This is a genomic window from Yoonia sp. SDW83-1, assembly GCF_046762885.1.
Taxonomy (GTDB): domain Bacteria; phylum Pseudomonadota; class Alphaproteobacteria; order Rhodobacterales; family Rhodobacteraceae; genus Yoonia.
Genome location: NZ_JBKQXO010000003.1, coordinates 82,545 through 101,354 on the forward strand (window position 1 = coordinate 82,545; position 18,810 = coordinate 101,354).

General features: G+C 58.5%; 21 protein-coding genes, 1 tRNA gene and 1 riboswitch. Of the genes, 12 read left to right on the forward strand and 10 right to left on the reverse strand.

Annotated features, from left to right (window positions below):
* Positions 1-6: 6 nt before the first annotated feature.
* Positions 7-870, reverse strand: coding sequence for a hypothetical protein (locus tag ACFWW4_RS04530; protein ID WP_411889780.1), 864 nt, complete (start codon positions 868-870; stop codon positions 7-9).
* A 71-nt stretch (positions 871-941) separates the two neighbouring features.
* The gene (locus tag ACFWW4_RS04535; protein ID WP_411889781.1) at positions 942-1,799 is read right to left on the reverse strand and encodes a DMT family transporter; all 858 of its coding nucleotides are present in this window, start codon (positions 1,797-1,799) and stop codon (positions 942-944) included.
* 73 nt (positions 1,800-1,872) lie between these two features.
* Positions 1,873-2,018, reverse strand: a riboswitch (FMN riboswitch).
* Positions 2,019-2,147: 129 nt separating this feature from the next.
* Between ACFWW4_RS04535 and ACFWW4_RS04540 the strand changes: the two genes are divergently transcribed.
* The 3 genes from ACFWW4_RS04540 to ACFWW4_RS04550 all read left to right on the forward strand — a co-directional run bounded on the left by ACFWW4_RS04540 (position 2,148) and on the right by ACFWW4_RS04550 (position 4,544).
* On the forward strand, positions 2,148-2,654 hold the full coding sequence (locus ACFWW4_RS04540) for an Rrf2 family transcriptional regulator (protein ID WP_411889782.1): 507 nt from the start codon (positions 2,148-2,150) through the stop codon (positions 2,652-2,654).
* A 17-nt stretch (positions 2,655-2,671) separates the two neighbouring features.
* Positions 2,672-3,127, forward strand: a complete 456-nt coding sequence (locus ACFWW4_RS04545) for a carboxymuconolactone decarboxylase family protein (RefSeq protein WP_411889783.1) — start codon at positions 2,672-2,674, stop codon at positions 3,125-3,127.
* Positions 3,128-3,371: 244 nt separating this feature from the next.
* The gene (locus ACFWW4_RS04550) at positions 3,372-4,544 is read left to right on the forward strand and encodes a Hint domain-containing protein (RefSeq protein ID WP_411889784.1); all 1,173 of its coding nucleotides are present in this window, start codon (positions 3,372-3,374) and stop codon (positions 4,542-4,544) included.
* 219 nt (positions 4,545-4,763) lie between these two features.
* Here the strand turns inward: ACFWW4_RS04550 and ACFWW4_RS04555 are convergent, their stop codons facing one another.
* On the reverse strand, positions 4,764-5,249 hold the full coding sequence (locus ACFWW4_RS04555) for an outer membrane protein assembly factor BamE (protein ID WP_393929247.1): 486 nt from the start codon (positions 5,247-5,249) through the stop codon (positions 4,764-4,766).
* 82 nt (positions 5,250-5,331) lie between these two features.
* Between ACFWW4_RS04555 and ACFWW4_RS04560 the strand changes: the two genes are divergently transcribed.
* From ACFWW4_RS04560 to ACFWW4_RS04595, 8 genes are all read left to right on the forward strand, one after another.
* The gene (locus tag ACFWW4_RS04560; RefSeq protein ID WP_411889785.1) at positions 5,332-5,877 is read left to right on the forward strand and encodes a YceD family protein; all 546 of its coding nucleotides are present in this window, start codon (positions 5,332-5,334) and stop codon (positions 5,875-5,877) included.
* 164 nt (positions 5,878-6,041) lie between these two features.
* Positions 6,042-6,248 (forward strand): 50S ribosomal protein L32, encoded by a 207-nt coding sequence (gene rpmF / locus ACFWW4_RS04565; RefSeq protein ID WP_411889786.1) that lies wholly within the window; start codon positions 6,042-6,044, stop codon positions 6,246-6,248.
* Between the two features lie 23 nt (positions 6,249-6,271).
* Positions 6,272-7,402, forward strand: coding sequence for a phosphate acyltransferase PlsX (gene plsX / locus ACFWW4_RS04570; RefSeq protein ID WP_411889787.1), 1,131 nt, complete (start codon positions 6,272-6,274; stop codon positions 7,400-7,402).
* The gene (locus ACFWW4_RS04575; RefSeq protein ID WP_393929255.1) at positions 7,399-8,370 is read left to right on the forward strand and encodes a beta-ketoacyl-ACP synthase III; all 972 of its coding nucleotides are present in this window, start codon (positions 7,399-7,401) and stop codon (positions 8,368-8,370) included. The genes plsX and ACFWW4_RS04575 overlap by 4 nt, the downstream gene beginning before the upstream one ends.
* 96 nt (positions 8,371-8,466) lie before the next feature.
* On the forward strand, positions 8,467-8,769 hold the full coding sequence (ihfA, locus tag ACFWW4_RS04580; RefSeq protein WP_393929257.1) for an integration host factor subunit alpha: 303 nt from the start codon (positions 8,467-8,469) through the stop codon (positions 8,767-8,769).
* A gap of 3 nt (positions 8,770-8,772) precedes the next feature.
* Positions 8,773-9,423 carry a MerR family transcriptional regulator gene (locus ACFWW4_RS04585; RefSeq protein ID WP_411889788.1) on the forward strand — a complete coding sequence of 217 codons (651 nt, stop codon included), beginning with the start codon at positions 8,773-8,775 and terminating at the stop codon, positions 9,421-9,423.
* A gap of 51 nt (positions 9,424-9,474) precedes the next feature.
* A tRNA-Pro gene (locus tag ACFWW4_RS04590) sits at positions 9,475-9,551 on the forward strand.
* A gap of 62 nt (positions 9,552-9,613) precedes the next feature.
* Positions 9,614-10,693 carry a 2'-deoxycytidine 5'-triphosphate deaminase gene (locus ACFWW4_RS04595; RefSeq protein WP_411889789.1) on the forward strand — a complete coding sequence of 360 codons (1,080 nt, stop codon included), beginning with the start codon at positions 9,614-9,616 and terminating at the stop codon, positions 10,691-10,693.
* A gap of 25 nt (positions 10,694-10,718) precedes the next feature.
* Here ACFWW4_RS04595 and ACFWW4_RS04600 read toward each other — a convergent pair whose 3' ends face one another.
* Positions 10,719-10,886 (reverse strand): hypothetical protein, encoded by a 168-nt coding sequence (locus ACFWW4_RS04600; RefSeq protein ID WP_393929263.1) that lies wholly within the window; start codon positions 10,884-10,886, stop codon positions 10,719-10,721.
* 119 nt (positions 10,887-11,005) lie between these two features.
* Positions 11,006-12,400 (reverse strand): GGDEF domain-containing protein, encoded by a 1,395-nt coding sequence (locus tag ACFWW4_RS04605; protein WP_411889790.1) that lies wholly within the window; start codon positions 12,398-12,400, stop codon positions 11,006-11,008.
* 295 nt (positions 12,401-12,695) lie between these two features.
* Here ACFWW4_RS04605 and ACFWW4_RS04610 point away from each other — a divergent pair, with 295 nt between their 5' ends.
* Positions 12,696-13,595, forward strand: coding sequence for a hypothetical protein (locus tag ACFWW4_RS04610; RefSeq protein ID WP_411889791.1), 900 nt, complete (start codon positions 12,696-12,698; stop codon positions 13,593-13,595).
* 40 nt (positions 13,596-13,635) lie between these two features.
* On the opposite strand, the gene scpB is transcribed toward ACFWW4_RS04610, so the two are convergent.
* The 5 genes from scpB to argS all read right to left on the reverse strand — a co-directional run bounded on the left by scpB (position 13,636) and on the right by argS (position 18,795).
* Positions 13,636-14,277 carry an SMC-Scp complex subunit ScpB gene (gene scpB / locus ACFWW4_RS04615; protein WP_411889792.1) on the reverse strand — a complete coding sequence of 214 codons (642 nt, stop codon included), beginning with the start codon at positions 14,275-14,277 and terminating at the stop codon, positions 13,636-13,638.
* Positions 14,270-15,064 carry a segregation and condensation protein A gene (locus tag ACFWW4_RS04620; RefSeq protein ID WP_411889793.1) on the reverse strand — a complete coding sequence of 265 codons (795 nt, stop codon included), beginning with the start codon at positions 15,062-15,064 and terminating at the stop codon, positions 14,270-14,272. Before ACFWW4_RS04620 ends, scpB begins: the two co-directional genes overlap by 8 nt.
* 6 nt (positions 15,065-15,070) lie before the next feature.
* Positions 15,071-16,060, reverse strand: coding sequence for a glycoside hydrolase family 3 N-terminal domain-containing protein (locus tag ACFWW4_RS04625; RefSeq protein WP_411889794.1), 990 nt, complete (start codon positions 16,058-16,060; stop codon positions 15,071-15,073).
* On the reverse strand, positions 16,061-16,981 hold the full coding sequence (locus ACFWW4_RS04630; protein ID WP_411889795.1) for an SPOR domain-containing protein: 921 nt from the start codon (positions 16,979-16,981) through the stop codon (positions 16,061-16,063).
* 74 nt (positions 16,982-17,055) lie between these two features.
* On the reverse strand, positions 17,056-18,795 hold the full coding sequence (gene argS / locus ACFWW4_RS04635; RefSeq protein WP_411889796.1) for an arginine--tRNA ligase: 1,740 nt from the start codon (positions 18,793-18,795) through the stop codon (positions 17,056-17,058).
* Positions 18,796-18,810: the final 15 nt, after the last annotated feature.

Below are 18,810 nucleotides of genomic sequence, written 5' to 3' on the forward strand. Positions count from 1 at the left end.
CTTGGCCTAGGGGCAAACCGTTGTTTCATTGCCAACGGCCCGTGGCACGCGCTTTGGAAGCTCACACACACCGCCGGGACAATTTGAGCCATCTTCGTCCGTTAGGAAAAAGAATGCCGCAGCATCAACGGCAAATGGGCTAGAGATGTCTTCATCCGATGGTAGTGGAAGGCCTCTCAGAACCAATCGAAAAACGGACGGGGCAGAAGCCTCGCTGTAATCGCGGACACGCCACCACTGTTCATAATCGCCGGGATGGGCCCATGCGCCTGACAGGGCATAGTCCAGTGTCGCAAATGGAAGCTGCGCAGGCACGGGTTGATCGCAGATCGCTTCCGGTCGCGTCAAGAACGTACCTTGATGCTGGGAGTTTTGTAGACCAGTTTGAAATTGAGCATCCCACGCCCCATCAAGCAATTCAAACCGCGCGAACGAAAAGCAGACTTCGACACGGGCAGAAAACGAGAGCGACGTATTCTGCAATGCGAGTCGGGAAAAGGGGTCTTCGCTGGTCCGCTCGCCCGAACAACTAATTTCCAACTGCATTACTTCGGTGCCGCGTCGTTCGGTTCGGTAGCAACGCGGCCTCTCTTCTAAGATTGGCTCTCCATCTCGTATTTGAACGCGCAGGGTTTTCGATTGAACGCTCTCTCCTGTCGGTTGATGAACAACGCCGAAACGAACGTCATTTGCCTCAAAAAGTACCTCGTATGCCGTCTCACCAAAGCCATTGCATCTGGGATGGTCGTCCAAAACCGAATAGTTGGTGAAATAGGCATTGATTATACCTTCGGAAATCTGGTCTGCTGATGCCCCGGCTGCGAGGCAAATCATCCCTAATGCTGACATAACACTCTGCAAATGCTTCATAAAATTTCCTCTATGCCCATTATGGAATTATGTCAGCAGCACTATTATTTCAAGGTAGTGCGGCAGAGTTGTTAGACCTCCTCCCGCATCACCCAGGCGCTCGCCGCGATAATCACCGCCGCCCCGACCCACATCAGACCCGGCGGGGCAAAGCCGAAAAACACCAGCCCCAGCCCCACATTCAGGGGTAGCTTCAGGTGATCGAAAGGCTGCAGATACGCCGCATCCGCCAGCCGATACGCCAGCGCCAGCAGATACTGCGCCCCCGCCACCAGCAGGCCCGCCAGCGCCACCAGCCACAGCCCATCAACCAGTGCAAAGCCTGACCCGATCGCCGCCAGCCCGTTCACCGGCACCAGCAACACCAGCAGCAACAGCGTCAGCGTGCCTGCATCCTCGGTGGTCGCCAGATGCTTTGTCACCAGCGATGACGCGGCCCAGAACGCCGCCGCCCCCACCGGCAGCAGCGCGGCCCAGGTAAACGCCTCCTGCCACGGCGCCAGGATCAGCACGCCGCCAAACGCCCCCATCAACACCGCCAGCACGCGCGACCCTGTCAGCCGCTCCCCCAGCAAAACCCCTGCCCCCAACGTGACAAACAAAGGCGAGGTCAGGATCAGCGCCACCGCCTGCCAGATCGGCACATGGGCCAGTCCCGCGACCCATAACTGCACCCCAATCGCCGCCAGCACCACGCGGACGCCATGCAAAACCGGACGGCAGGTGCGCCAGGCCGACCGCCAGACCAGCGGCAAGACCACGACACAGGCAATCGCATATTGCCAGAACGCAATGGTGGGGGACGGCACACCGTACACCATTCCCGCCCCCTGCACCGCCGTGTTAGCCCCGGCAAACAGCGCCCCGGCAAGTACAAAACAAAGCGGGCCTGCAACGGCCCCCCGCATCATCAAATTCATCTGGATCATCGCATCTGTCCTTTCTTACCTTTGCGTGACCCAAGGCAAAACAGGACAGACCGGGCGCAAACGCACCCGATTACCCCGCTCTCTTTCATCCGGACTATGACCGTCGGCTCAGGCATCGCACCTGATCTGCTGACCCTTCGGAAAACCAAAGGCGCTCGCGGGCTCGGGCCCAAGACCCATACCGCCGGTGGGGAGTTCCACCCCGCCCTGAGAACGTGCCTCCCCAAACGGGGAAACAGGTCGACCATAGGACGGGATCAGAAATGCATCAATAGTAAATCAATTTCACCATTTGACAGCAACATAATCATAGATAAACTTTATCCATGATTCGATCCGGAGACAGAAATGAAACTTGGTGACGGCGTAGAACAGGCGATCCATTCGGTCACCCTCCTCGCAGGGCTGCCGCCCGACGGGCTCTTGTCAGCGCAGGCATTGGCCGGGTTTCACGGGGTCTCAACCAGCTATCTTCTCAAACATCTGCAGGCGCTGTCAGGGGCTGGCCTCGTGAAAACCACGCCCGGTCCCAATGGCGGCTACGAACTGGGCCGCCCCCCGTCCCAAATCACACTCCTCGACATCGTGCTTGCGGTCGAAGGGCCCGAACCCGCCTTCCGGTGCAAGGAAATTCGGCAGCAGGGTTTCGACCCGCTTCCGCCTGAAAGCTTCACCGCCCCCTGTCAGATCAATGCGGCCATGCTGCGGGCCGAACGGGCCTATAGGCGCGAATTGGCAGCCGTCAGCATCGCAGACCTGATGCGCGACCTGACCGAGGCGGATGACGGATCAATCGCCACCCGCGGCTGTGCGTTTTTTGATCAATACATGCGCCGCGCCAAAACCAAACCCTAACCCGAAAGGACTCAATCATGACTGCTCGCCTCGATTACATCAAAGCTGCCCCCGATGCGTTTCAGGCCGTCCTGGCGCTGGAACAATATCTGGCCACGCAATCCGGCCTTGAACCCCGGTTGATCCACCTGCTCAAACTGCGCGCCTCCCAGATCAACGGCTGCGCCTATTGCGTGGACATGCACACCAAGGAAGCACGCAAGGACGGGCTGAGCGAACAATGGATCGCCCTTGTCAGCGTGTGGCGCGAAGCCAGTATATTCGACGACCGCGAACGCGCTCTGCTCGGCTGGACAGAGGCGCTGACGCGGATCAGTACTTCAGGCGCGCCCGATGCCGATTATGCCGCGATGCAGGCGCATTTCTCGGATAACGAAATCGCGAAACTCAGCGTCGCGATCGGGGTCATCAACATCTGGAACCGGCTCGCGGTCGGTTTCCGCACGCCCCACGCCATTGACGCGGCTGCCTAAGATCACGAGCGTACCAATCCAATCCTGCAGCGGGCAACGTCGGCGATCCGGCGTCGCCCACACTGATGCCCGACAACAGGTGGTGTAGCAGTCAACCCGGGACAGCACGCGCATTTTTCTGGGCACATTTCATGAGATATGGCAAAGTCACGATACCACGACGCTCAGGCGCACGTGATAAAGTCAAAAGCGGCGGAATTGCCTGAACCAACGGCAAAACGCCAAGATAAGAGGATAGATCACAGTGCCATTTAGATTTGGGATTGTTTCAGCGTCAAACATCACTGACCCCAATGAAGCCCTCGATGTGGCTTTTGGCGGCGAAACGAACGCCGGTTCAGCCGGGCTGGGATCACCCATCACCTTTGGCACCAATGGCGATGTCGGCGTCGAGATTGAAGAGGATTTTCTGACAGACGATCCGGCCGCATCACTCTCTCAGGCAGTCACCATTGATGGCATCACCTATCCGGCCGGGGCGCGTGTCGAAACCGATTACAGTTTCGTTGCGGGCATACCTGGGACTGACATCTATTTCCGCATCTCCCATATCAGCATCGACAACACATATGTGGGCGCTTCAATCTCGCGCGGGTTTGACAGCGGAACCGATGCGCTCGCCGACCTTTATGTGCCGGGAACAACGCTGGAAGTCGTCAATCCCGATACCGTGTCCGACCTGCCGGGCTGGGAATCCTTCGTTCAGGAAGCCAACTATAATCTCGGCCCTGGGCAGGCCTACGACAATGATGTGGACATGCTGGACGATGGCAGTGTGCCCATCTGTTTCTGCGCGGGCACGTTTATTCGCATGGCGGAAGGTCAGGACAGGCGAATTGAGGAATTGAAGATCGGCGATGTGGTCGAGACGCTTGATCGCGGTGCCCGACCCATCCGCTGGATCGGGCGGCAAATCATTACAAGCGACAGGCTGGCAAAAGAAACCAAACTCCGCCCCATCAGTATCGCGTTGGGGGCTCTCGGCAGCGGCGTGCCCGACAAAACACTGACCATATCACCACAGCACCGCATCAACGTGTCGTCACCCATCGTCGCCCGGATGTTCGCGACCGACAATTGCCTGATACCTGCAAAGGACCTGATTGATCTTGATGGGGTCACGCAAACCGATGGTGCGGCGGATGTGGTCTATTTCCACATTCTGCTGGACGATCATTGCATCATGCTGGCCAACGGCACACCGACAGAATCGCTGCTTCTGGGGCCTCAGGCCCTCAAGGGGCTGACGGCAGAAGGTCGCGCCGAAATCGCGGCAATCTTTCCCGATATCTTCGCAGGAACGGTCGACAATCTGGCGACCGCTGCATCACCCCACCTGCTGTCGCGTGGAAAACGGGCGCGCCATCTGGTGGCGCGGCACATCCAGAACAGCAAGCCTATGGTCAGCTCCACCTAAGCTCTGCAGGCGCGGCCAATTATGAACGCCACGTTTACAATTAAACCGCGCGCACCATTAACCGGGCAAAATACCCGTTTGGGGTCCGACGCAAGTCCGACGCTTGGCCGACGCGATGCCGACCGCCCGAATTGGACAAAACACCAATGTTTACGAATGATTCGGCAATTCGCGGAAAACCGAGTGTTGCGCGGGCCCTACCCGACCACCGAACGTTGCTTAGAACTCTTCTGGACTCTCACCCAAAAGCGCACCGGCATCGATCCGGCCAAAGCTGCCCAGCAACTGACCCAGGAAGGTCACATCGTTGATACCATCCTCGGTCACGCGGCGGTCAAGCACGACAACGCGGCCATCCTCCAGCGTGAACCGCTCCACATTGCGAACAACGCCGTCAGGCGAAAAACTGATCGCAACAACCTGCCGGTCCACCTCATCCGGGGCGAAGGCACCGAAATGGCGGAACTGACTGGAAACATAGTAAAAAGCATCGTTTCGAACGACACCATTTGTGGTCGGCGGACCGAATGTCGCGACAACGCTGTCCCTTGTCGTCTGGCCAACCTGCACAGCTGATAGCTCGTCTGCGGACGGCGCGAACCCATGATAGCGGTTGATCGGGGTACAGCCCACGGCAAGCGCCAGCACAACGGTAAGGCCCGTGGCGCGTAGCCCGGTCATGGATTTGCCTGTCTTGCTGCTCATCACGGCCCTCTTGCTTTGGCATCTTATGCCTTTTATCTCCCCTACATGACAACCCGCCCCCTGTTCAAGAATGGAAGCACCCGTGGCTAATTTGCCCCAATCACAGTTGCGTTTGTCCGATCTGACAACCCGGCAAGACACATCGTTTGATCTGGTGCCAACGGCGGACGAACGGCGCGCAGTGGCCGACGCCCTTGAAATCAACGGCATCAAAAAACTGAAATTTTCCGGGCAGTTAGAACCCGTTGGAAAATCGGACTGGACGCTGACCGCAGATCTGGGTGCAACAGTGGTACAGGACTGCGTGGTCACGCTGGCGCCGGTCACCACCCGGATCGACGAAGCCGTACGCCGCAACTACATGGCCAATCTGCCAGAGGTCGAGGCCACGGAAATCGAAATGCCAGAGGACGACACGATCGAGCCATTGCCCGCCACTCTCGACCTCGCGCAGGTGATGATCGAAGCCCTGGCGCTGGCCCTGCCGCTCTACCCCCGCGCACCTGACGCCGATCTGGGCGAGGCCGTCTTTACCGAACCCGGAACCGCACCGTTGACGGATGATGATGCAAAGCCATTTGCGGGGCTCGGCGCATTGCGTGATCGCCTTGAAAACAAGGACGAATAACGCCGCGTGACACGGGGCGGAAAAAGGCTTGCACAAATGCGGAATCGCAGTATGTTCGCGGCCTCTTTTACATCGCGTCTCGACAGGGCTGCCGCAATGGCGTAGGACCCCCGACAGACGCAAGGAAATCAGGGCCAGCGGCCCAACTATGATAGGGTTGAGACATGGCTGTCCAGCAGAACAAAGTATCCAAATCCCGCCGCAACAACCGGCGTGCGCATGACGCTCTCGGGGCGGCAAACCCCAATGAATGCGACAATTGTGGTGAGCTCAAGCGCCCCCACCATGTCTGCCCGTCCTGCGGCCACTACGCGACCCGCGAAGTGATCGCCGACACGACCGAAATCGATCTGGACGACGACGCAGCTTAAGCTGCGCGAACGGGCACAAACCGATGACTGAAAGCCTGACGGACACCGCTCCGACGCCGGCTGTTGCAGCATCAAATGTGCTTTCCGTTGACGCCATGGGCGGCGATCAGGGGCCTGCAATTGTCATTGCGGGCCTTTCGGTATTTATGAGTTCGGCACCTGACGCACATGCCATCGTCCACGGGCCGAAGGCAGAACTTAAGCCTCTGCTTTCCAAGAATAAAATTGCTGACCGGGTCACTATTCACGACGCCAGTGACGTTGTGAAAATGACCGACAAGCCCAGCAATGCGCTGCGCCAGGGCAAGAAAACATCCATGTGGTCCGCGATCGAGGCTGTGCGCGACGGCAAGGCGGCGGTCTGTATCAGCTGCGGCAACACAGGCGCCCTGATGGCCATGTCGATGCTGCGCCTGCGCAAGGCCGAGGGCGTGAACCGCCCTGCTATTGCCTGCCTCTGGCCATCGCGCAATCCGTCCGGTTTCAACGTGATGCTGGATGCAGGCGCCGATATCCGCGCCGATCAGGATGACCTGCTCACCTACGCGCTGATGGGCGCCTCTTACGCGCGCAATGGGCTTGATCTGAAACGCCCCCGCGTTGGACTGCTGAATGTCGGCACCGAAGAACACAAGGGGCGCGCCGAGTTGAAGGTCGCCCATGAACTGATTGGAAGTGCTGCGAAAAAAGGTGAGTTCGAGTATGTGGGCTTCATCGAAGGTGGCGATCTGCCATCCGACAAGGTCGATGTGATTGTCACCGACGGGTTCACCGGAAATGTCGCCCTTAAAACCGGCGAAGGCACCGCAACCCTGATCTCGGAACTGCTGCGCGCGTCTCTGATGAAAACGCCGCTGTCGATGTTTGCCGCCCTGCTCGCCCGCGGCTCTCTGAAGCGTTTGCGCAAACGGATCGACCCGCGCCGCGTCAACGGCGGCGTCTTCCTTGGACTGAACCAAACCGTCATCAAAAGCCACGGATCGGCGGATGCCACCGGTGTCGCAGCGGCGCTGCAACTGGCCTATCAACTGGCGCAAAGCGGATTTTCGGATAAACTCGCCGCGCGGGTTGCATCTGCAGCATCACTTGCCCAAGATGCGATCCAAGAAGGTGGAACGGACAATCCCGACACCAATACAGGCTCATCAGTATGATACGTCGTGCAGTCGTAAAAGGGGTCGGGCATTACCTGCCGGAACGGGTTGTGCCAAACGCGGAATTCGAAAAGACACTCGATACAACCGATGAATGGATCAAGGCGCGCTCTGGCATCGAACGCCGTCATTTCGCCGCCCCCGATCAGACCACATCAGATCTCGCCACCCACGCCGCAAAGGCCGCCCTGGACATGGCCGGGATGGACGGCAACGACATCGATGCCATCATCCTTGCCACCTCGACCGCCGATCTGACATTCCCCTCTGCCGCGACCATGGTGCAGCAGGCCATTGGCAACACCACCGGCTATGCCTTTGATGTGCAAGCGGTTTGCGCGGGTTTTGTCTATGCCTTGTCCAACGCAAATGCGCTGATTGCCTCCGGTCAAGCCGACCGGGTGCTGGTGATCGGCTCCGAAACATTTAGCCGGATCATGGACTGGACTGACAGATCCACCTGCGTCCTATTCGGTGACGGGGCTGGCGCGGTGATCCTTGCAGCTGAGGACGGCAATGGCACCAGCGCTGATCGCGGCATCCTGTCCACGGATTTGAATTCGGACGGGCGCTACAAGGACCTGCTTTATGTTGATGGCGGGGTTTCAACCCAAAACACCGGTGTCCTGCGTATGCAAGGCAAGGAAGTATTCCGGCACGCAGTCGAAAAACTGGCACAGACAGCCCATACAGCGCTGGATAAGGTCGGGCTGACCGCCGATGACGTGACGTGGGTGGTGCCGCATCAGGCAAACATCCGCATCATTCAGTCGACCGCCAAGAAGCTCGGCGTTGATATGGACCGGGTTGTGGTGACAGTTCAGGACCATGGCAACACCTCTGCGGCCTCTATTCCACTCGCGCTTTCTGTGGGCGTGGCCAATGGCCAGATCAAACAGGGCGATCTGGTTGTGACAGAGGCGATTGGCGGCGGATTGGCTTGGGGCGCCGTGGTGATCCGCTGGTAGGCAGAAACGCACTGTCAACGCCGAATGCCAAGTCCTTGTTATTGACTCTGAAATTGCGCCGCGCGTATGGTCATCGCAATATTCAGGGGGACTTTTATGGCCGACAAAACATTAACACGCATGGACCTCGCAGACGCCGTACATAACGAAGTTGGATTGTCACGCAACGACAGTGCAGATCTGGTCGAAAGTGTCCTGTCGCATATTTCCGATGCGCTGGTGGCCGGCGAAACTGTCAAAATTTCTTCTTTTGGTACATTTTCAGTACGTGAAAAGGCCGCCCGCGTAGGCCGCAACCCCAAAACTGGAGAAGAAGTTCCCATTCATCCGCGCCGTGTGCTGACCTTCCGCCCGTCGCATCTGATGAAGGACCGGGTGGCCGCAGGGAACAAATCCTGAGCCATGGCAAAAGCCAAAGACGCCTTTCGAACCATCAGCGAAGTCGCCGAATGGCTTGATACGCCCACGCATGTGCTGCGGTTCTGGGAAAGCAAGTTCAGCCAGATCAAGCCCGTCAAGGGCGCTGGTGGCCGTCGCTATTACCGCCCGACCGACATGGATTTGTTGGGCGGGATCAAGCACTTGCTGCACGAAGAAGGGATGACCATCAAGGGCACCCAAAAACTGCTGCGCGAAAAGGGTGTCAAACACGTGGCCACGCTGGGGCTGTCGATGACGGCGACTGAACCGGCCGAGGCGGCTGCGAAGCCAGCCCCGCCAGTAAAAGAACCTGAAATGCCGCCGGAAAAGGATGAAAGCACGGTCGCCTCTACGGCCGAACCGCCCGCCGCCGTTGAAGATGGCCCAGTGCAGGATGCCTTCCCATTCGACGATATCCCGGCACCAGCGATCCAAACTGCGGAGGCAGAGACTAAGCCCGACGCACCGTTCGAAATCACCCTGCCCGCCTTGCCCGATGATCTGCCTGACCTGCCAGCGCGCAGTTTTGGCCTGATTGCGGCGGCACCCGAAAGCATCCGCGCCCATGCAAAACAGATCGCCCCGCTTGTGCAACGGCTTGCCCAACTGCGCGACCGGATGCAAAGTCACTGACGTGTTTTCGGGCTTGCCCCCACATCCATTTGCGTTATGAAAGCGCTCAGTCGGGCTATGGCGCAGCCTGGTAGCGCGTCCGTCTGGGGGACGGAAGGTCGCAGGTTCAAGTCCTGCTAGCCCGACCAATCACAACCGCCCGTTTGCGTTTCCGCGCAGCGGGCGTTTTGGTATCCGAAAGGAAGCGGACATGACAGCATCCGGCGTTTTGGCAGACCACCAGATCCGCGCGATGATCGCATCGGGGGGCATCTCTGCAACGGCCGATATCGGAGCCGATCAGATTCAACCCGCCTCTCTTGATCTGCGCCTAGGGCAAACCGCTTACCGTGTCCGCGCATCTTTTCTGGCCGGTCGCAACCGTACCGTGGCTGAGCGGCTGAAAGATTTTAAAATGCACGCGGTCGATCTGGATGGCGGTGCCGTGCTGGAAAAGGGCTGCGTCTATGTTGTCCCACTGATGGAACGGCTGTCGCTACCAAACGATATGACGGCGGCGGCCAGCGCAAAATCGTCCATCGGGCGGCTGGACCTTCTGACCCGGATCATCACCGATCATGGCGTTGAATTTGACCGTGTGCCCGAAGGCTATGACGGGCCACTTTACGTCGAAATCTGCCCGCGCTCCTTTTCCGTGGTGGCGCAGCCGGGCCAGATGCTGAACCAGATCATTTTTCGCCAGGGCAAAACACGCATGTCCGATAGTGATCTGCGCGCGCTGCACGCGAAAACGCCCATCGTCTCCGGCGATCCGGTCATCTCGGAAGGGTTGGGGTTTTCGGTCGACCTCAAACCGGACAAGGGCAATCTGGTCGGCTACCGGGCCAAACCGCATACCGGGGTGATCGACCTGTCAAAACTGAACCATTACGATCCGGCAGAGTTCTGGGAACCGGTGCATACTGAAGACGGCTGGATCATCCTCGACCCCGGCGCGTTCTATATCCTCGTCAGCCGCGAGGCGATTGTCATCCCCCCGATGCAGGCGGCCGAAATGGCCCCCTATTTGGCCATGGTCGGTGAATTCCGCGTGCACTACGCTGGCTTCTTTGACCCCGGCTTTGGCTATGCAGACGCAGGCGGATCAGGGTCGCGCGGCGTGCTTGAGGTCCGGTGCCACGAGGCTCCGTTTGTGTTGGAACATGGGCAGGTCGTTGGCCGCCTGGTTTATGAAAACATGGCCGCACTTCCTGACGCGCTTTATGGACGCGAGATCAAATCAAACTATCAGGGACAGGGCCTGAAACTGTCCAAACATTTCAAGGCCTGATAGCCAGGTCAGTCAGCACACAGGTTCAAGAGCCGCCGCGCCCATCATCAATGCGCTCGCGCTCGTCGTTTGCGGCGTCACGGGTCGGTTTGCCCCGACGGGATGCCACATCAAGTCCACGGTTGATACCGGCATTGATGCCGCGCCGCATGATCATGCGGATGGCCATGTTGATAATCTGATTGAGGTTCATTGTGTCTCCCTCCATGGGTTCACGCTTGCCCGCTTGATAACGAAATCGGCGCATATGTCCAAGCTGCTTGTGAAGTTTCGCGCTGACGACTCGTTAATCCGCCCTCCATTAAGGGATCGTCATGCGGCAGATGGCTGATCATCGCTATCCTGAAACATGACCCGATCACGTCCGCCGGCCTTGGCGCGATAAAGCGCAATATCTGCCCGCTTCAGTGCATCCGCCTCGCTCTCGTCCTCGGGTCTGAAAACCCCGATACCGAATGAAGCAGAGACCTGAAACGGGACGACAGTGCCGTCATTCTGCTCCGAAATCACATGCGGCAAGTCTTTGACGGCAAGACGCATCCGTTCGGCAATTGTTTCCAGTTTTGGCTGATCGACAGAGTTCAGCACGATAACAAATTCTTCACCGCCCCAGCGACCGATGATATCGGTGCTGCGCAGGATCGGCGACAAGGCGGCACCAACTGCGGCAAGCAAACTGTCACCAGCCGGATGCCCATAAGTGTCGTTGACGGACTTGAAATGATCCAGATCCATCAACACGACGCCAACAGCACGGCCCGTACTGCGAAACCGGTCCCAGCGCTGCTTGAGGACATTATTCAGACCAGCCCGGTTGAGTGTTCCGGTTAGCCGATCATGGACTGCGGCAAAGGCCAGTTGCCGCTCAACCTCGCGCCGTGATCTGTCGGCCCGCTCCTGCATCAGGCCGGAATACAGCGAAATGGCAATCATGCTGCAGGCAATGACACTCAGAACCATCGCCTCGACCGGATATGCGCGGTCTGGCACGCCGTAGCCCAGATATAGCACCAGACCGCCAAACCATGGCACGATGAACCCGATCAGCACCATTGTGCGCGTTCGCGTCCCGTTTTCATCCGACGCCAGCATCAGGCGCAAGATTGGGTGATGGGCATAGATCGTTAGAACGGCAAAGGTCGCAGGCACCAGGGCGACCAGCGTTGTCAGGGCCATCTGCCCGTCCAGATAATGCACATCATAACTGTGACCCATGAAACTGAACACAATCAGCGTCGTCGCCAATAACACCAGCGCCAGCCCCAATCGCCGACTTGTCCGACGGATCACCACCGATCCGAACAGAACGCCCAGAATGACCGATGTATCCTGCCCCATGCGACTGTCAGCAGTGGCCGCAAGGCTCAGAAACGCATCGTGGATCACATCAGGGCGGATGAGGTTCATCAGCACCATGCAAAGGGCACCAATCCCGATCCAATACCGCCAAATGGGCGTCGGTCGCGCCAAGCGAAAATGCAAAAGCCCGACAGACAGCATAATGATCAACAGGGCCGTCATCGGATGTGTACCCAGCGCCGCTCCACCCGGCCCGACGGTGATCGTGAGGTCGAGCGCATTGACGACCAGCCCAACAATCCCGGCGGCCAACGACATCATCGCCAGCGGCACGCGTAAGAGATGGGCGGACCTTACGTGCCGATAGCGCCGCTGGTGCGCATGAGTGATTTGCAGCGGATCGTTCAAAGCTCGGTCGTCCAATCTGGATAATTGAAACGGAAGTTTAAGCGATGACAATTAAGAGGAGATTGAGAGCGATCCGAAGGTCCGGCTCATGCCAGATCCGCTCGCCGCCGTCCTCACTAGCAACTGCGCATTTGCAATTATTTCTGGCTTTCTTCTCTCGGGAACGCTGCGAATTTTTTGCGAATATACATCAAAAGGAAAGCTCAGGTCGCCGTTCTGCCGCAATCGAAACCCGAAAAAGTCGCACCGACCCGACATGTCAACTCCAAGATCAATTGACCCTGAAGGAGCAACTATGACGAGTGTGACGTTCGAATTGGCTGACAGCCTTGGCATCATCATTGCGGTAACCGAAATGGATGACGGTACACTTCATTTCACCGTGACCGTGGATGAAACTGCGGGCCAAACCGCCGATATCAATGCCCTGTATTTCGATCTTGCTGATGACAGCCTGGTCAATGGCTTGACTGTGATGGGTGCCGATGTCACCGACGAAAATTTTGCTGCCAACAAAGTGACCAAAATCGACTCCCACACGAATATGAATGGTGAAATTGTCAATGAATACGGCAAGTTCGACGGCGGAATTCAGTTTGGCACCCAAGGCATCGCGACCGACGATATCCAAAGCACAAGTTTTGTACTGAGCCATGACAGCGTTGCGCTGACCCTCGACGACATTCTGGCACAGGACTTCGGCGTCAGGTTGACATCAGTTGGAGAGATTGATGGGCCACGCGAGGATTCCCTGAAAATCGGTGGGACCGCCCCTGATACACCCGACCAGCCGCCAGAGCCTGGCTTGGTGAATACGGCGAATGCGGACAGTCTCTTCGTGTCGGAACGCGAAACCTTTGAAACCGATGGCAGCACCGATGCGCTGTCGGGCGGCGCGATGTCAGTGCTTGAGAATGACACCAGCTTTGATGGGACTGACACCTTCATTTACAACGAAAACGTGACAGCCGTGAACAGCGATGCGGGTGCCGTCGCGCAGATCGTTGACGGCGACAATGGCGGACTGTTGATCGTCTATGCTGACGGAACCGTCGATTTCTCGGCCAATGGCGATTTCGATGCGCTGAACCGTGGCCAGACTGAGGTGACCAACTTCACCTATGAAATCGAAGGTGGCAGCACGGCCATCATCGATGTCACAGTGCTTGGCGAAGATCGCGGCGATTTCGGTTGATGCGCCCTGTGGCTGTGCGCAACTGACGCACAGCCACGCCTCAATCCTCGAAAAGCTCTGTCTGGTCGTCGTCCTCTTCGTCGTCGTCCTTTTCGCCAAGAGCAACAGCGCCCGGCGGTGGACGATTTTCCAGCAACCCGGCAGAGCGGAGTTCCTTGAGCCCGGGCAGATCGCGAGCGTTCTCCAGCCCGAAATGGTCGAGAAACCCCTGCGTCACAACAAATGTCACAGGGCGTCCCGGGGTCATCTTGCGCCGACCAAAACGAATCCATTCCATTTCGATCAACTGATCCACCGTGCCGCGGCTGACGCTGACGCCGCGGATTTCCTCGATCTCGGCACGGGTCACCGGCTGATGATAGGCCACAATGGCCAGCGTCTCGATCGCCGCACGCGACAGTTTGCGCGTCTCAACCGTTTCCGTTTGCATCAGGAACCCAAGGTCGGGTGATGTGCGGATCGCCCAGGCGTCATCAACCTTCACCACATTGACCCCCCGCCCTTCATAACGCTTGCGCAGATGCACAATCGCCTCGGCGGGGTCGCAGCCATGGGGCATGCGCCCGGTCAGTTCCTTGACCGTCACCGGGTCGGCAGTGGCAAACAGAATGGCCTCGACCATCCGTTCCTGTTCCCCCATTGGAGGTGCTTCAAACAGGCTGTCATTCTGCGGTTTACTCATCACGCGGGGCCTTCTTGCGGATTTGAATGGGGGCAAAGGTTTCGCCCTGTCTGATCTCGATTTTGCCTTCCTTGGCCAGTTCCAGAGAGGCGGCAAAAGTCGCGGCGGTGGTCGACCGGCGGCGTCGCGGGTCGGCATCCCAACCGTCAGGCAAATAGCTGGAGATATCGGTCCAGTCACCCGCAAAGCCGATCAGATTGCGCATGCGTTCCAGCGCCTGCTCCATCGTCATGACATGCTGGCGGTCCATGACAAAGGGGCGGAAATCATCGCGGGTGCGGATGCGGGCATAGCCCTGCATCAGGTCCAGCAGCGTGGCGGTATAGCTCACCCGGCGGACCCGCTGCACATCCTCGGTGATCCCTCGGGCAAAAAAGTCGCGGCCCAGCTGATCGCGCGCCATCAGTTTCGCCGCCGCCTCGCGCATCGCCTGAAGCCGCTCCAACTGGAACGCCAGATGTGCGGCCAGTTCTTCGCCAGATGGCCCCTCTTCCGATGGATCAGGCGGCAGCAATAGTCGCGATTTCAGAAACGCCAGCCAGGCCGCCATGACCAGATAGTCGGCAGCGAGTTCAAGGCGCAATTGTTTGGCCTGCTCGACAAAGGCCAAATATTGCTCGGCCAGTGCCAGAATGGAAATCTGGCGCAGATCGACCTTCTGCGTGCGCGACAGCGTTAACAGCAGATCAAGCGGACCTTCATAGGCGCCGACATCCACAATCAGCGCCTCTGCGGCCACACGCTCGCTGACACTCATGGTGTCTTCCTGAAACTCGTCGCCCTGCATCGATCCTCACGCCAACAGCGCTTCAAACTCCGCTTCCAGCGCCGGGATGTCAATGTTTTCAGGGGATTTCCGCTGCGCCAAAGCGCGATTTGCGCGGGTCTGCGCCGCCGGGGTCATCTCACCGGCAGCAGCGGCCACAGCAGCCATCTCAACAGGGTCGCCATTGCAATGCAGGATGATATCACAACCCGCCTTGATCGACGCCGTGGCACGTTCGGCAATGGTCCCCGACAACGCCTCCATCGACAGATCATCGGTCATGATCAGTCCGTCAAACCCGATATCCTCGCGGATCAGTTGCATCATCACCGGCGATGTCGTGGCAGTGGCATCCGCATCAATATCCGAAAAGACGATATGCGCGGTCATGCCCATCGCCAGATCGTTCAGCGCGCGAAACGGTGCAAAATCATGCGCGTCCAGCTCGGCACGCGGCGCATGAACGGTCGGCAAATCCTTGTGGCTGTCCACTGATGCCCGCCCATAGCCCGGAATATGCTTCAACACCGGCAGCACACCACCTGCAAGAAATGCATCGGCACATTGACGGGCCGCCGCGACCACAGTCGGCACATCCACACCATAAAGCCTGTTGCGCAGTACCGGATGGGTGTCATCCTCGACCAGATCCGCCAAGGGTGCGCAATTCACGTCGATGCCCACATCACGCAACTCCGCCGCGATCAGGCGGTTCCTGATCCATTGCGCACGCATCGGGTCGCTGGCGCGCTGCATCTGATCAAGGGCTGGCAAATACTCCCGCCAATGAGGGGCACGCATCCGCTGCACGCGGCCGCCTTCCTGATCAATCAGGATCGGGGCATCGCGACCCACAGTGTCGCGCAAATCACCGGTCAGGCGGCGCAGTTGATCAGGTGTGTCGATATTCCGGGCAAAAACGATAAACCCAAGCGGCTGAGTATCGCGGAAAAACCCGCGCTCCCAATCGGTAATTGTCAGGCCTTCAGGCCCGAAAATCGTCGCGTTCAGCGTCACCTAGTTGACCAGAAGCGCGTTGCAGTTGGCGCCTTCGGCCACCAGTGCCGCGCAGAACCGGCGAGCTGCAGCAAGGTCGTCAAATCCGTGGGTCCGCAACCGGTACCATGTGCCGCTGCTTTGGTTGCTGACCTGAATGATGCGTTCGCGCGATGACAGCAACTCGCCAAACCGGCCTTGCAGGCGTTGCCATTCGGTCGCGGCAAGCGTTGGCGATTGGAATGCGCCAAGCTGCACCAACGGGGTGCCTGATGGAAATGCCGCTGTGCTGACGGCAACTTCATCACTATTCGTGGCGGGTGCTGCGGCAGGTGCAGGTGCTGACACGCGCTGCAGCGCAACCGGACGCACCACTGGACGCAATGACTGGGTCACGCCAGGAACACTGGCAGAGATGATCTGCGGCGCGCTGTCCGCATTATCCGTCGCAGCAACACCAGAGGCGATCTGATCGGCCAGCGCAAGAATGTCATCGGCATCCAGCGGCTCTGCCGTGGGCCTGATGGAGGTCGCGTCGCTCATGACGGCGGGTGATACTTCCTCAGTCTCGGCGGGCACGACCTCGCTCGCTTCGGCCATCGGCTGTACGGCAATATCCGCTTCGGCAAGGCCCGTTGTGGTCGGGGCAAGAACCAGTCGGTCCTCAGGCCCGCCCGCTTCGCCCACAGCGGCGACTTCGTTGACGGCAAGGCCGGTATGGGCGGCAACAGCCCCGCCGGGGTTATCCGGCAGAACACGCATTTCGCCTTCCATCGCGCGGACCACGGGAATACCGCTGACATCGCGCATGATCAGCTTGTAGCCCCAGAAACTGACGCCGATGATCAGGGCCAACGACATGGCGGCCCCGGCATAATTTACCAATAAACCTGTGCGCGATGCGCTTTCATGCGGGGCGAACCCCTCATCATAGATTGCCATCTTTGCCTCACTGCCCGTGCCGTTTTCGGCTTATGGGTCACTTGGAACTGCTCGGTTCCCGGTAGTGCTGTGCGTTATCGCATCTCTTCCGCCGGGGTGATCCCAAGAATACCCAAACCGTGCGAAATAACAATCGCCACGGCCCGGATCAGGGCAATTTTCGCCTGTGTTGTTTCTGAGTCACCCTCTTGGACAAACCGCAATGACGGATCATCATGGCCTTTGTTGTAAAGACCGTGGAAATCAGAGGCGAGATCGTAAAGATAAAACGCGATCCGGTGCGGCTCATGCCCACGCGCCGCAATCTCGACCAAACGCGGCCATTCAGCCAGTTTTTTGATCATGGTCAGCTCTGCCGGGTCAGTCAGCCCGCTGATATCGACCTCTGCAAGCGTGGCATCATCGACAGTGGCAAAAGCCGCCGCCTTCGCTACTGCAGAATTGACCCGCGCATAGGCATAATTGACGTAGAACACCGGGTTGTCCTTGGACTGCTCCAGCACCTTGTCGAAATCGAAATCCAGCGGCGCATCGTTCTTGCGCGTCAGCATGTGAAACCGGGTCACGTCCGGGCCAACCTGATCCACCACATCGCGCAGGGTGACAAACGTCCCTGCCCGCTTGGACATCTTGAACGGCTCGCCGTTCTTGTAAAGCTTCACCAGCTGGGTCAGTTTCACATCCAGCGGCACCTGCCCATCCGACAGGGCCGAAACAGCGGCCTTCATCCGTTTGACATAGCCACCATGATCGGCGCCAAACACATCGATCAGTTGATCGAAGCCGCGCTGTATCTTGTCGTAGTGATACGCGATATCCGGGGCGAAATAGGTCCAGGATCCGTCCGATTTCTTCACCGGCCGATCCACGTCGTCCCCGAAATCGGTCGATTTGAACAGCGTCTGTTCCCGCGGCTCCCAATCTTCCGGGACCTTGCCCTTGGGCGGTTCAAGCGTGCCGCGATAAATCAGCCCCTTGGCATCAAGTTTGGAAATCGCCTTTTCGATCAACCCAGTGCCATAAAGTGATTTCTCGGAAAAGAAATTATCCATCTCGACGCCCAGCCGGGACAGATCATCCCGGATCAGATCCATCATGGCATCTGTGGCGAATTCGCGAACCTCCTGCAGCCAGAACTGCTCACCCTTATCAAGGAACTTGTCCCCAACCTTGGCCTTCAGCGCCTCGCCCACTTCAATCAGGTAATCACCGGGATACGTCCCCTCGGGCCAGTCCACGCTCAGATCATGGGCTTCCTGATACCGCAGATAGACCGACCGGGCGAGCACATCGACCTGCGCACCACCATCGTTGATGTAATATTCCCGCGTCACATTATAGCCGGCATAGTCGAGCAATGACGCCAGCGTGTCACCAAAGACAGCCCCCCGTGTGTGGCCGACATGGACAGGACCCGTGGGGTTGGTCGACACAAACTCGACCAAAACTTTTTGTCCCTTGCCCATTTCGGACTTGCCGTAAGCCGGGTCGCGCAGCGCGGCCTTGACCACATCTTGCCAAACATCCAGCACCAACCGCATGTTCAAAAAACCCGGTCCGGCAACCTCGGCCACCGCGATCATCGGGTCTTCCAGCAGTTTGGCCGCCAACGCCTCGGCAATCGCGCGCGGGTTCATCTTGGCAGTCTTGGCCAGCACCATGGCCGCGTTGGTCGCCATGTCGCCATGGGCCGCATCGCGCGGGGGTTCAACGGCCACAGCGGCAGTTGACAGACCATCAGGCAAGGTTCCGTCCGCGACCAACTGGTCGAGGCAGGCAATCACCCGGCTGCGGATATCGGCGAAGAGGTTCATAACACTATTCCAAAT

Excerpts from the sequence above, each read along its gene's own strand:
- ACFWW4_RS04595 (WP_411889789.1), top strand. The coding sequence starts at position 9,614 with ATGACAGCATCCGGCGTTTTGGCAGACCACCAGATCCGCGCGATGATC.
- ACFWW4_RS04630 (WP_411889795.1), bottom strand. The coding sequence starts at position 16,981 with ATGGCAATCTATGATGAGGGGTTCGCCCCGCATGAAAGCGCATCGCGC.
- ACFWW4_RS04600 (WP_393929263.1), bottom strand. The coding sequence starts at position 10,886 with ATGAACCTCAATCAGATTATCAACATGGCCATCCGCATGATCATGCGG.
- ACFWW4_RS04620 (WP_411889793.1), bottom strand. The coding sequence starts at position 15,064 with ATGCAGGGCGACGAGTTTCAGGAAGACACCATGAGTGTCAGCGAGCGT.
- ACFWW4_RS04540 (WP_411889782.1), top strand. The coding sequence starts at position 2,148 with ATGAAACTTGGTGACGGCGTAGAACAGGCGATCCATTCGGTCACCCTC.
- argS (WP_411889796.1), bottom strand. The coding sequence starts at position 18,795 with ATGAACCTCTTCGCCGATATCCGCAGCCGGGTGATTGCCTGCCTCGAC.
- ACFWW4_RS04610 (WP_411889791.1), top strand. The coding sequence starts at position 12,696 with ATGACGAGTGTGACGTTCGAATTGGCTGACAGCCTTGGCATCATCATT.
- scpB (WP_411889792.1), bottom strand. The coding sequence starts at position 14,277 with ATGAGTAAACCGCAGAATGACAGCCTGTTTGAAGCACCTCCAATGGGG.
- ACFWW4_RS04585 (WP_411889788.1), top strand. The coding sequence starts at position 8,773 with ATGGCAAAAGCCAAAGACGCCTTTCGAACCATCAGCGAAGTCGCCGAA.
- ACFWW4_RS04530 (WP_411889780.1), bottom strand. The coding sequence starts at position 870 with ATGAAGCATTTGCAGAGTGTTATGTCAGCATTAGGGATGATTTGCCTC.
- ACFWW4_RS04555 (WP_393929247.1), bottom strand. The coding sequence starts at position 5,249 with ATGAGCAGCAAGACAGGCAAATCCATGACCGGGCTACGCGCCACGGGC.
- ihfA (WP_393929257.1), top strand. The coding sequence starts at position 8,467 with ATGGCCGACAAAACATTAACACGCATGGACCTCGCAGACGCCGTACAT.
- ACFWW4_RS04575 (WP_393929255.1), top strand. The coding sequence starts at position 7,399 with ATGATACGTCGTGCAGTCGTAAAAGGGGTCGGGCATTACCTGCCGGAA.
- plsX (WP_411889787.1), top strand. The coding sequence starts at position 6,272 with ATGACTGAAAGCCTGACGGACACCGCTCCGACGCCGGCTGTTGCAGCA.
- ACFWW4_RS04545 (WP_411889783.1), top strand. The coding sequence starts at position 2,672 with ATGACTGCTCGCCTCGATTACATCAAAGCTGCCCCCGATGCGTTTCAG.
- ACFWW4_RS04535 (WP_411889781.1), bottom strand. The coding sequence starts at position 1,799 with ATGATCCAGATGAATTTGATGATGCGGGGGGCCGTTGCAGGCCCGCTT.
- rpmF (WP_411889786.1), top strand. The coding sequence starts at position 6,042 with ATGGCTGTCCAGCAGAACAAAGTATCCAAATCCCGCCGCAACAACCGG.